The organism is Roseinatronobacter alkalisoli, assembly GCF_028745735.1.
Lineage (GTDB): Bacteria > Pseudomonadota > Alphaproteobacteria > Rhodobacterales > Rhodobacteraceae > Roseinatronobacter > Roseinatronobacter alkalisoli.
Genome location: NZ_JAQZSM010000047.1, coordinates 1 through 12,276 on the forward strand (window position 1 = coordinate 1; position 12,276 = coordinate 12,276).

Annotated in this window: 11 protein-coding genes and 1 pseudogene; 6 read left to right on the plus strand and 6 right to left on the minus strand. The window is 59.6% G+C overall.

The annotated features are described in order from the left end of the window. The 6 genes from PUT78_RS21655 to PUT78_RS21680 all read left to right on the plus strand — a co-directional run. The coding region (locus PUT78_RS21655) for a GAD-like domain-containing protein (RefSeq protein WP_274354339.1) at positions 1-621 on the plus strand (621 nt) is incomplete at its 5' end. Positions 622-677: 56 nt separating this feature from the next. Beyond that, positions 678-1,766, plus strand: coding sequence for a hypothetical protein (locus PUT78_RS21660; protein WP_274354340.1), 1,089 nt, complete (start codon positions 678-680; stop codon positions 1,764-1,766). A 184-nt stretch (positions 1,767-1,950) separates the two neighbouring features. Beyond that, the gene (locus PUT78_RS21665; RefSeq protein WP_274354341.1) at positions 1,951-2,886 is read left to right on the plus strand and encodes a hypothetical protein; all 936 of its coding nucleotides are present in this window, start codon (positions 1,951-1,953) and stop codon (positions 2,884-2,886) included. 18 nt (positions 2,887-2,904) lie between these two features. Next, entirely contained in the window at positions 2,905-4,158 is a 1,254-nt protein-coding gene (locus PUT78_RS21670; protein WP_274354342.1) for a polymorphic toxin type 15 domain-containing protein, read from the plus strand. A gap of 12 nt (positions 4,159-4,170) precedes the next feature. Continuing rightward, positions 4,171-4,878 carry a GAD-like domain-containing protein gene (locus tag PUT78_RS21675; protein ID WP_274354343.1) on the plus strand — a complete coding sequence of 236 codons (708 nt, stop codon included), beginning with the start codon at positions 4,171-4,173 and terminating at the stop codon, positions 4,876-4,878. 341 nt (positions 4,879-5,219) lie between these two features. Then, positions 5,220-6,221: a hypothetical protein gene (locus tag PUT78_RS21680; protein ID WP_274354344.1), complete on the plus strand. Its 1,002-nt coding sequence runs from the start codon at positions 5,220-5,222 to the stop codon at positions 6,219-6,221. An 876-nt stretch (positions 6,222-7,097) separates the two neighbouring features. Here PUT78_RS21680 and PUT78_RS21685 read toward each other — a convergent pair. The 6 genes and pseudogenes from PUT78_RS21685 to PUT78_RS21710 all read right to left on the minus strand — a co-directional run. Continuing rightward, positions 7,098-8,108 carry a tyrosine-type recombinase/integrase gene (locus PUT78_RS21685; protein WP_274354345.1) on the minus strand — a complete coding sequence of 337 codons (1,011 nt, stop codon included), beginning with the start codon at positions 8,106-8,108 and terminating at the stop codon, positions 7,098-7,100. Beyond that, on the minus strand, positions 8,101-9,084 hold the full coding sequence (locus PUT78_RS23935) for a tyrosine-type recombinase/integrase (protein WP_420793548.1): 984 nt from the start codon (positions 9,082-9,084) through the stop codon (positions 8,101-8,103). Before PUT78_RS23935 ends, PUT78_RS21685 begins: the two co-directional genes overlap by 8 nt. Next, a complete protein-coding gene (locus PUT78_RS21695) occupies positions 9,063-10,298 on the minus strand; it encodes a tyrosine-type recombinase/integrase (RefSeq protein ID WP_274354347.1) in 1,236 nt (411 codons plus the stop codon). Before PUT78_RS21695 ends, PUT78_RS23935 begins: the two co-directional genes overlap by 22 nt. 115 nt (positions 10,299-10,413) lie before the next feature. Continuing rightward, complete coding sequence (locus PUT78_RS21700) at positions 10,414-10,539, minus strand: hypothetical protein (RefSeq protein ID WP_274354349.1); 126 nt, start codon at positions 10,537-10,539, stop codon at positions 10,414-10,416. Positions 10,540-10,987: 448 nt separating this feature from the next. Next, positions 10,988-11,458, minus strand: coding sequence for a hypothetical protein (locus tag PUT78_RS21705; protein WP_274354348.1), 471 nt, complete (start codon positions 11,456-11,458; stop codon positions 10,988-10,990). A 100-nt stretch (positions 11,459-11,558) separates the two neighbouring features. Continuing rightward, a pseudogene (locus tag PUT78_RS21710) lies at positions 11,559-12,276 on the minus strand (DNA-binding protein); the annotation flags it as partial.

A 12,276-nucleotide genomic window follows, 5' to 3' on the forward strand; every position in this document is an offset into this window, starting at 1 on the left:
GATGCGCTGATCGCATTCTGGCTGGAGCATGGGCGCGGAGGCTGGCGGGATGGCCTCTACTGGCTCTGCGATCCGGCCCCCTTGATGCCGATCCTGCGCAGCCTGTTTCGCGATGACCCGGAAATCGACGCGGAGCTTCTGGTGCCGTTTTTTCGTGACGCTTTCGGAATGATCAAGGCCTGGCATCCATCCCTTAAAATCGTAACGATAGATGTCAATCTTGGGAGTGTCAGCAATACAAACATCACGACACAGAGGATAAACGGGATTCGCTACTATGATGACAATCATGCTGTATCTTCTGGCGCGACGTCCAGCCTGACCAGTATCGACGGCTGGGTAAGCGCCGTCACAGGTCAGCCTGTTTTCGCGGAGGTACTGCAACGCCTCGGCCCCATCCATGAACAGGAAGTCTATGTCATGGCGCCGCATTTCCGAATGGGCGGCATGGGGGAGCCTGCTGATTTTTCTGTCGGCGGGTTGATAGAATATCTGGGCTTCCTGATCCAGATTGGCCCTTTCGAGCGGTCGCAGTATTTCTCGCCGCAGGACGGTGGGCGCGGCGCTTTCGGACATACCGATGTGGTGCGAACCATCGGCTATGACAGGGTGATCGAGTAGATCGGGAGCAAACCGCAAACGCGCCTTGCGTCATCCGCCATCCCGACCGGTTCCGGATGAACAACCGCAACACAGTGGGCGAAGCGATCTTCGTGCGCGACACCGCGACCTACGCCCCGCCAGAGGATGACGACCCGCTGCCGGGGTCGCTGGTGATGTCGGATGCCATGCCAGAGCCGCTCATTTTGGGCGCTCAGCACGCGCCGGCACTTCCTGCACAGACGGTCCCTCAGCAGTCGCCGCCGCGCATCCCGCCGGTCAATCCCAACACCGGCGTACCTTCAAACCTGCCTCCTGCAGCCAATGACAACACCTATCGCCGTCCGCCGCCGACTTCGCCGACTGCCGGGATGAGCACCTGGGCGAAGCTTGTCCGTATCGGCAAGCTCGGCGGCCCATTATCGCTGCTCATTCTCGACATGCGCTCCACACCGACGATTCCCCACCTCAGCCGCGATGCCGATGGCTTTGAACAGGAACTCAACCGCCAAGCGCGCAGCTTGCTGGACCCTTTCGACGCCGCCCATAATGATGCTGTCCGCGACTGGTATCTCGAAGAACTGGAAGCCTATAGGCAGCATCGGCAAGAGCAGGAAGAGGCCCGCCCTCAGCCCGTCCCGGCCCCGGATACTGCCCGCGTCACCGAGAGCGAGGAATATCGCAAGAAGTGCGAGGTCGGGCCGTATAGCAGGATGAGCGGGATTTGCAGACGGTATGGCATGCAGGCCCATCATATTGTGCCGGATTGGACGTTGAGGTATGGGGCGCGAAATGATAGCAGTCGCCGCATTCCCAATATGCCCGGCCTCAATGAAGGCATGGCGATCTGCGTGATGGGGCAGGCACGCGTTGAAGGTGACGAACACAACAGCGCGCATTTTGCCGATGGCGCGATTGAGCAACTGGGTTTGGGCTCGACGCCGCAGTATACGGCGACTCTCGCAGAAGTCACGGATGCTTCGGAAATCGCCATGGTCGCTGTACGCCCGGATTGTGCCGCTCAGATTGCCGCAGGATTGGAAGCTCAGTTCGGGCCGCTGAACCAGAACCAGCTCCTCCGCGCCAAGCAGTATCCACCTCTGCCAGCGGAAACAGTGCGCGCCTTGAGAACAGGTGCCGTACGTTCGGGCAGCACAAGACCATGAGGGCACCATGAATGACATTTACACACCGTCCATCGTTTTCACCCGTGCCGTTGCGCGCTCCGAAACTACCCTCGCTGTTGCCGCGATACGCGATGACGCGGAACCGTTCACGCCAGACGGACGATTCTTCCGCTATGACCGGGGTCATGAGGAACCATGGGCGTATGATGATTTTCAGTTCCACATGCAAAATCTGCTAGTCTTCCAGAACCCCGCTATCGCGATGCCGGAAATGCAGGAGGGCTACTTTGTTCTCATGTCCTCTGAAGGCGATGTTTCTCATCTGTACTGGAAAAAGAACTTTGCAGAGAAGATCGCGCAAGCCGGAACATGGACGGCAACGGAAAAGGTCCTTGGTCGTTTGACGAAGCTGCGCCAGATCGGTCAGCGACTTTATGCTTGCGGCGCGGGCGGGCAGATCTATGTGCGGGACGGGCGCGACGACTGGCGGATGCTGACCGATGCGGTGCTGTTTGATCCGGAGGCCCATACCAGGGCAATCCGTAACACGCCGCCACGCGGTGATCCGCGACGGATCGAGTACATCATGAATCTCGCCCTCAATCCCCCCTCCCGCAACATCCTCTTCAACGACATGCAGGGCCTGTCCGAGGATGCGATCTATCTCTGCGGCGAGGTCGGCCCCGGATCCAAACCTGTCCTATGTTACTGGGATGGCGCGACGCTCGAGGAACTCAAGGTCCCGATGGAAGAGGCCGCGCTGACGGGGATCCATATCGAAAGCCCCGACAGCGTCTGGGTCTGCGGGCGCGAAGGCGTGCTGCTGCACGGCTCGCGCGCACGCGGCTTCAACCCGGTACCGGGCGACCGGCGGCTGAACCTGTTTCACCAGATCACGCCCTACCGCAGGAAACTGGTGATGCCCGCCAGCGTCCGCCCCGGCGGGCTGTGGGAATACGACCCCGCGACCGGCGCTTTCGGGCGCTTCGACCCGCCCCTGCCGCGCCTGACACCCCCGCCTGCGGACTCGGGCGAACCCCATGGCGGCCCCTTCTTCGCGCAGGCCGTGGGCGATGTGCTCTGGGTTGTCGCCCCGCGCGACATCTACCGCTTCGACGGGCAGCGCTGGGAGCGCATCCAACACCCCGACATGCCATAAAAGACACGCCCCCGACCAGTGGGTGGCATCTGCGAGCCCATCGGCCACGCGGCGCAGGTCAGGGCCGAGGGCAGCCCGGTCATCCGCCATCTCGACCGGTTCTGGATGAACAACCGCAACACAGTGGGCGAAGCGATCTTCGTGCGCGACACCGCGACCTATCCCGCGCCCGAGGATGACGACCCGGTGCCGGGATCGATCCGGCTGGCGGACGGATCGGGCAACTGGGCGCAATATGCCCAAAGCGCGTCAGGCGGCGGTGCTGCGGCGCGCCTGCAACAAGGCGCCGCGCCCCGCCAGGCGCCTGCCGCACCCCGCCCATCACCACAAGGTCCGCCCGCGCCACGCCCGCCGAGGCAGGTCATCCGACCCGACATCCCGCAATGGCGACGACCGCCGCCAACATCTTTGCCATCGCCCACCATCGGCGCACGCTTGGGACGTCTTGGCCGGTTCGGCGGGCGTATCCTCGGAACGGCAGGTGCATTGCTCTGGCCATCCCCCCTGGGCGATGGCACCTTGCCAAATTGGTTCCACGATCTGCAATCGCCCGACCCCTTTCGCCGCAGAACGGCCGAGGAAGCGCAACGGCTGTTCCAGGGTGCGCCCGCGCTCAGGCCCCATCTGGAAGAGTGGATCCGCAATGAGACGTTCGAACGTCCTCGTGTCGCGCCAGCTGAGGAGTCTGACAGTCGCCCCCTCGCCGCGCCACTATCCGACAATGTGCGTGTGGATGAGGACGAGGACAACGCCCGTTGCAAGGTCCAGCTGATCTGTTTCATGCCGGTCAGCCCAACGGTTGATCGCACCGAGTTCCGCCGACAGTTGAAGCTGCAAGAGCGCGCGCTGAACGCCATGACACCAAGCCAGATGCTGGGAAACCGAGGTGCGTATCTCGCGAACCCAGAAGGCATGCGAAAACTGTCAGAGCCACTGCAAGCGGCCACGCGCGAAGAATACTATAATTCAAAGCTTCCAGAGTTCCGTCGCACGTATGGCCCCCGCGCCAGAGTGGAGCTTGATGCGCATATGCAGACCGTTGCCGCCCTGCATAATCCAGATATGATCGCGGGTGGAGCATATGCCTCGGTGGCCTATCCATCGATCCCGTTGCAGGACCGCATCGGCGGTTTGAACGAGAACAGTTCCATGGGGTCGCAATGGCGCGGCGGGAGATCACAGCGACTGGAAAACCACGCCCGCGAACAGCAACGGAACGGCTGTCCCTCGGTGCAGGTCATTCTTGAGATTTGCGTCGACAGGGGCCGATGAAGGAGAATAAGCATGGTTCAGTATACTGATCAGGACTTTTACGACGATCTTGTACAAAGCTTCGGACCTCCCGCGCATCAACGATTTCCGACCGAAGAGCACCTCGCCCATTGGTCGCCACGCTTACCGGAGCTGTTGATGCGCTATTGGAAAGAAGAGGGCTGGGGGTCGCTCAGTAAAGGACAGTACTGGCCTTGCAATCCTGATTTCCTGCGCCCGGTGCTGGAAGAAGTCTTTGCTGGTGACCCGCAATATCGCGCGGATGATCTGATTCCCTTCGGTTACAACGCCCTTGGTGTAATAGATGCTGCGATGGGCGGGGGGAAATCGATGACAATTGATCTTGGCTTTGGCACAGTCACTTGGAGAGGCCCGCAAGAGGAATTTCCGGAATCAGAGTTTGTTGGCGTATATTATTCAAGGATATCAACTGGTGCCCATCGCCTAGATCGTAATGACGAGGATGGTAATCCGCTGTTTCCCTGGGCGCTTGAAAACCTCGGCAAGTTGTCCCCCGGTGAAATCTACGGCTTCGTTCCTGCCTATTCGGCATCCGGCGATTACCCTGTCCGGAATTTGCAGAAGGTACCGATCATCGAACATCTGGTCATGCTGGCTTCGCTCTCGCCGCCGACGCTTTACGATTATGTCAGAACTGAAGGCGAGGAAGGCGGCTTCGGCACGCTGGTGCCGATCAGAAAGGTCGGCCCGCAACCCTGATCGGTCAAGCAACGAAAAACAGCCATGCCCACGATCATGTTCATGGGTAATGTCCTACGGGCCGTCCGTGGGTCTATCGACTCGATCCCGGTACTGCCGCAGGAATGCAAGGAGCGCGCGAAGAATGCCGCAACTGGACAGGTCGCGTCGACGACCGGGCTGTCGGCGCCAGGCCGTACCAGAGAGTCACCCTTGCCGTCCGGCCGGGCCAGAGTCGTCTTGGAGAGAGGATATTACTGATGAAAACAGATGGGTGGGAGCCACGGATACAGGCTGCGGATGCAACGGCATATGACCGGTTCACCATCGCGATTGGCGAACTGGATTTAGGCAAGCAGTTCATGGCCATCCTCAGCTATGACGGGCGATTTCCCCAGCCTTGGAAACGGGTGGACGTAGATCGCGAAATCATCGCCATTCACCATATTGAAGGGCCAGAGCCAGTTCCGGTGGCGCTGACAAACGAAGGCGATGTCTACACCCTGACCGAAGCCGGCACGGATTGGTCGAAAATCCCGGGGGCCGGTCTGCTGAGCGAAGACGCCACGGGTCTGGGCTTGCTGAATGATCTGGCCCTGCACGGCGATATCCAGTTCGTGGCCGGGAACGCGCGGCAACTTTATCGTCGGATCGGCTTGGGGGCTTGGGAGACACTTTCCACCGATGCAACTGCGCCTGATGGATACAGGCCCGAGGACTTCATGCGCCTGCTCGCTCTCGCCGACGGCAGCCTGCTGATTGTCTCGGACCAGCAACCTCGCGCGCCGAACTACGACTTTTTGGACGATCCCCGCTATAGCGCAGACATGAGCGTCGAAGAGATCGGGGCGCTGATGGACCGTCAGAACGCCGAGGCCGCGGGCGGACCACCGATCAAACGCCTTTGTCACTATACCGACGCCAATTTCCGCCAGATCGAGCTCCCGCAGGAAGCGCACATTCTCGACATGTTCCTCGACCCTGCCGGACAGGTCTGGTTGTTTGGATACGACGGGCTGCTGATGCGGGGCACACCAGAAGACGGGTTCCAGCGCCTCGGCTTTCACGGCGATATGCAGACCCTGCTCTCGGCGACCATGTTCAGGAATGAGATGATCTTCGCGTCGGACTATACGCTCCACCGCTTTGACGGCCACCGCCTGACATCGCTCAAGCCCAAACTGAATGACCCGTTTCTCAACCGCAACACCCCCACGCCTCTGCGGATACAGACAGTCGGCGACGTCATGTTCTATTTCGACTACAAACACGGCGTCTGCCGCTGGGATGGCAAGACCTGGGACTGGATCGACATCCCGCCCGCGTTGCTGGAGCGCGATTTCAAAGGGCTTCCTACCCCCTGAGACCTGGAATTCCCGATGATTGCATTCACGCGCCCCCACTCCGGGACAGCCCTCACCGCACCTGCCTCGGGTTCTGTACAGGCATATTCCTGGGGAGGCGATTTAACAGATCATAGGGGGCGGACAGGGCGAAATTGAACAGCTATATAGCGGGTGCACGCGAAAATTCATCCATTGGCCCACAATGGCGCGCCAGACGTAGGTCCGGGCGTCACCGAACGAGAGAGGTGCGGACGGAGCGGCCGTTCACCGCCAAGGTGCTATCGTTCAGGTATGCCACGGGGCTTCTTCTGGACCGACGAAGGTCATAGGTCCGACGACGCCATCCACTTCGATGCGTTCGAATGGATCGACCTGAACCGCGCCGGGTTCGCTGGCGGCTTGATATTGCGCCCGCAGCGAACGGCTCGTTCCACGGGCCGCACCTCAGCATCGCAATCTCGTGCCGTATGTCTTTTATGGGCCGGGCACGTCGTCGCCCCGGCCACAAAAGGACTGGTGGCATGTCCTGCCCCGAGCCGCAGCGGTGTATCGCCTGCGATCAAACCGACCGGCTGCTTTGTGACGCGCATCCGAGACGGCGCGCGGCGTAAACATCACCGCGTGGATCCTGGCCAATCGTATTGGCCTGCCCTGTTTCGGCCGCGCCTTGGTGGCGCGACAGCGTCAGGCCCGGGGGCGTGATTCACGCCAGCCCGGGGCTTTCGTGAAATCCGTGGGGTTACTCCCACGGGTCGATCTCGGCCTTATGAGGACGTCCTCATAAGGCCGAGTATGACCCCTTTCCGATTATGGCCGGCTGAGGGTCATTTTCCCAGTAACCTGCTGTGGTGCCGGGATTTTCACCCGGCACCTCTCCCTTGGCGATGCGCATAATCACAGGCCTTTCAGAAAAGCCAGTAAGTCATCAGGTGCCTTGTACCTCCTTGCGTCGATGACGCTTGGCTGAAGTCGAAGCAAAGCCTCCTCCTTCATCTTCATATCCGCCGACAAGTACACGTAAGTGGTCGCAGGGCTTTCATGCCCGAGCCACAAGGCTATGACAGAGATGTCGACGCCAGAATGCAGCAGGTGCATGGCCGTGGTATGCCGAATGATGTGCGGTGACACGACACGGTTGATGAGCTTTGGCTCGACCCGACCGGCGTTAGTGACTGCAACAGCAAGACGGCGTGCGATGCTCGACCGCGTCATCGGTTTCCCAAAGGTGCTGGGGAACAATGCGCTGCTTGAGTCTGGATCGTCGAGCCGTCTGATCCACTGGCGCAGAGTTGCCGCCGTCTGTTGCCACAATGGAATGCTGCGTCGCTTGCGGCCCTTTCCACTGAGATGTGCAACAGAGGTTGGCCCGAGGACGATGTCGCCCAGCTTCAGGCCGGCAACTTCGGAAACGCGGGCTCCCGTATTGTACATCAACAACAGCATCGCGCGATCACGCTGGCCGACCCATGTTGCCGTATCCGGAGCCATAACTATGGCGTCAATTTCGGGCTTGGTCAGGAAGCCCAACACAGGTTTGTCGTACCGCTTCGCAGGAACCGCTAAGACCTGCTCAATTGAAGCCATCGCGGAAAAATCCTTGTGCGCAGCATACTTGAGGAATGCCCGTATGGCTGCAAGCCTGGCGTTTCGGCTGCGGACCGAGTTGCCGCGCTCCTTCTCCAGATGATCGAGAAAATCGAGTATCAGTGCAGCGCTAAGGTCTTCCAAGACCAGGTTGGTCGGGTTCTTGCCAAGCTCTCTTTGCGCAAATCTTAGGAGTAGCTGAAAGGTATCCCGATAGGCGGCAACCGTGTGCCGGCTGACGGCCTTCTGCTGGCCGAGATATTCGACGAAGAACTGCTGCAGCAGCCGTGGAAATGATGTGCGCATGGCGGGGTCACGCATGATCGGCACCCCCAACCTTTTGCGTGGCGCGTTCGAACCTTGCGCTGGTCAGCGCCATCAATTCTGGTATCGCTTCCATGTACCAGTAGGTGCTTTTAGGCTCGACGTGCCCGACATAGGTGGACAGCGCCATAATAGCATTGTCGATATTGATGCCTTGTTCCAGCCAGAGCATGAGCCTGTGGCAGACGAAGGTGTGTCGCAGATCGTGTATTCGCACCCGCGGGTGCCCACCCCGGGGCCTTATGTCTTTGTGGGCGGGCAGTCGGGTGAATGCATGACGCGCTGTGGTGTAGGGTATTGCTCGCCCGTCAGGATGACCTGTGAAAAAGCATTCGTCCTCGTTACTGCCGGCATAATGGTTGCGTCGCGCGAGATATCGACCCAGCGCCTGTACTGTTGTTGGGTGAAGCGGGACAAGTCTGCTGCCCCCAAATTTGCTCGTCCTTATCGTGAGCTGCCCCGTGCTGAGATCGGTATCGACAAGTCGCAACGCCAACGCCTCCGATATCCGTAAGCCTGTTGCCGCAAGGAGACCGAACATCGTCGTGAAGGTCGCAGGCCGCAGAGACATGGTTGGCCGCAGCATTGTGGCTTCATCAACAATCCTCTGGATCTCTGCGCTGGTGTAAATGTGCGGCGAGAGGCGTCTTGTCGACCGCCCGAATGGGCTCCCAGACGGAAACTGCGTCGCCGCGTCAATACCAGCTAGAAAATGAGAGAAGGTTCGGAGTTCATCGAGACGCCTAGCCCATGTGAAAGGGTCAGCAATCCGGGCCTCATCTCGGGCCCATTCGACGCAAAGCTCTGCGGTCATTGGCCAAGTATGCCCTCGGTTCGAAGCATATTGAGCAAAGGCTAATGCACGCTTGTTGGAACTCACAGATACGAAGCCCCGGCGAGATCGGTCTGCGAGAAAAGCAATGGCTGCGTCGTTCAAAGTATAGGGTGGGTTCATTGGATGTCCTCCGGCCATGGCATGGAAACTTCTGACAGCCAGGCAGTGTCTAATCTTGTGTAGATGACAGTTGTGCTGAGGCTTCGATGACGCATGACGTCAGCAATGGTTGGCATTGGTGTTCCAGCGGACAGCAACCGGGTTGCCAGCGTGTGTCTCAGCACATGGACCCGGCTGCGATTCCATCCAAGGCGACGATAGGCGGCTAACATCGTGGCTTGTACCGCCCGCCGCCCCACGGCCTGGCCAACTGGGGCAGATGCTCTGACGAAAATGTTGCGGCAGTTCGTTGGCGGCCGTTCTTTCTGGATATAGTCGGTGATTGCCTCTCCTGTAGTTACGAGCAGGGGCATGACATCTGCTCGTCGCCCCTTTCGATTATGGACACGGATAGTTCCACGTTCCCAATCGATGTCGTCGAGCGTTAAACCTGCAACCTCGCTTGAGCGAAGTCCGAGGTCGATCAGGCATCGGGCAATGGCAAATGCTCGACGTCGCCTTGGAAAATCGTCGCTAAAGGAGTTCAACAGCGCCGTGACCTCGGCATCGTTGAAAGCCTCCGGAAGCGCTGGCGGTTTGGCACGCGCAAGCGTGGGTATTGCCCTCATCAGATGAGAGACGTCATCACCGAGGAGTTGTCGGTATCGCAGGAAACATCGGATCGTCCCTGAAACCCAACGCGCGCTACCGCTGCCCCGATTACCGCCACCAACGATAAAGCTCTTGATATCATCCGATGAAATCATCGTTAAATCAATATCTTGACCACTGAACCGCTCGTTGAGGAACCGCTTGATAATAAGACATCGTGCGGCCCGAGTACTGTCGGCATAGCCCCAGACCTGCTTCATCCTAACGTCGAAGGCCAGCAATTCGGCGTCGATTGCAGTCGTCGGTTTTGGAACCGCGAAGCCTCGGGCCAACATCACCTTCTCAAGCAACAGCAGCGCTGACCTGTATTTTTTTGGATCGCTGCGCGTGTGGCGCTTAGAAGTGCATGCAGGCAAGTGATTATGTAAGAAGTCACAGATGTGCTCATGCCGGACGTCTTGGATGCATATGTTGGAAAATCGAAGCCAGTCTCCAAAATGGAAAATGGCTGCAAAGTAGCGGCCTTGGATATCCACCACATATTGCCCTTCAGTTAAGATTTCCCGGTAGGCGGGAAATACGGGGGCCAGAAGGTTATCCGGGTCATCCGTTAGCTTGCGCTTGCATAGTCTGGTTCGCATCTTCGATCTCCTTGGTTACGAAGATCGAAATGAAACCAGTGATTATGCGCATCGCCAAGGGAGAGGTGCCGGGTGAAAATCCCGGCACCACAGCAGGTTACTGGGAAAATGACCCTCAGCCGGCCATAATCGGAAAGGGGTCATACTCGGCCACGAGAGCGACTTCGTCGCCGTCGATGTCATCGGCGGGAACCGCGCCATAGGTGCCATCCCCTGCCTGGAAGACGACGATCGAGACCATCAGCGTTGCGGCGAGTGAGTGGCGAAGGCGTATGCATCTTTGCGGGACATCTGTTTGGCTCCTGTCTTTGGAGGCGAGGGACCATCCCCCGCGCGACAGGACTCCGAAGGGCTAAAGACTGGCTGACATCACCGGGTGCGTTCGGACTTGTTCCGAATCCGGCCGGCGACACGAGCTTGCCCGTAGTCCGACCCCTTGCGGGTTGATTTTGATGCCAGGATTTGGGCCAAGGAAGGGCATGGCGAGCGGGGGATGGTGCCTTGACGGCAGGAGCCGTTTGTCCCGAAGATGTGGGCGCCTTTGCCAGCATTTCTGACCGGATATGGTTGCGAGTGTCTTCCTTGGGGATGGACCCTCTGGCGCGCGCATCGCCCGGATCGTTTGCGACAGGTCATCTTGTGGGAGAGGCCCGCAGTATGCGGACCCCCTCCCGTTTTTTTCGAAAGCCTCAGGCAGCGCGATCCACGCCCCCTGCCCCATCGCTGTCCTCGCCGACAATCTCGAGGCGGGCATTGCGGTAGCCTTCCTTGGCAACCCACAGCTCAGCGGCGGTAACGGACTCGGCCAGATGCAAAAGCTCGGTATTGCCGCCAAAATCCAGCAGCACGCGCACCTGCCCCGGCTGCGGTTCCTCGGCCATTTCGAATGAAAGCTGACTATCCGCTGAATGGCTGCGCATGATGGTCACGAGGATCACCCCGTCCGAGGCAAAATTCCCCTCATGCAGTGTGAAACTCGCGGACGCAGTCCATGTCGGGTAGACGCGGGGCGGCTCTTTCTTGACCAGACGGCCGACGCCGTTCGAACGCTCCCAGGCAGCCAGCTTTTTGGTGAAGCGTGCCGGTGGCTTGGGACTGCCGTCAGTGTAGCGAATGAGCGCCCCGAGGGGGGCTGTGTCGATGATGATTGTTGCAGACATGATTCCTCATCCCGAATGCGAGAATTGCACCGCATCCTATTGATATTGTTATGTTATAGGGGGAATGAGGGCGGGTTTCCCCGCCCTCGGCTGGCTTTGCCTATTCTGCAGCCATCATGGCCGCAGCTGCATCCGGCAGATCCTCGGTCAGGAAGGCGGGAAGGTCAGTATCGCTGACACTTTCCAAGTCCTCGGAACCATTATCGGCCCCCTGCCCTTCCGCGATATCTGCGCCGTCACGCGCCACCAGATCAGCGCGACGCAGGACCTCGGGCAACCAGCAGGAGCCTTTGAGCAGCCGCTCGGCCTCGCTGGCCATCTCGCCCTTCTTGAGGTGATCGAGAAGCTGGGCCGTCCCCTCGCCTTTCGCCTCGCGCACGGCCTCGAGGATGCGGGCCTTGGGCACACGGTTGAGATAGGTGTCGACCGTTGGCTCCCAGCCTGCCGCAACCATGTCGAGATCAACAGCCTGGGCCAGCCGATCGGCCTGCGCCATGCGCCGGGTCAGCCCGCTGGCCGAGATGCCTGCGCCATAAGGATTGACCTTCTCATGGAGTGCATTGACACCGAAGCTGAGGCAATGCGCCAGCAAGGACAGACGGCTTACCTGGTCAAGCGCTGTAAGATAGCCCCAGAGCGCGGCCTCATCGTCCAGCGGCAGATCGGCTTCCCATGCGGCGTTGCGATCATTGACGGCAAGCGCTACGGCACTGTCCTTCAGATCAGGCGCTTGCGCAGGCAGATAGACCTGCCGGACAGAGGCCTCGAGGCAGCTGCCTGACGCCCCGGAGCTACGGAATGTGTCATTAACGAGCTTC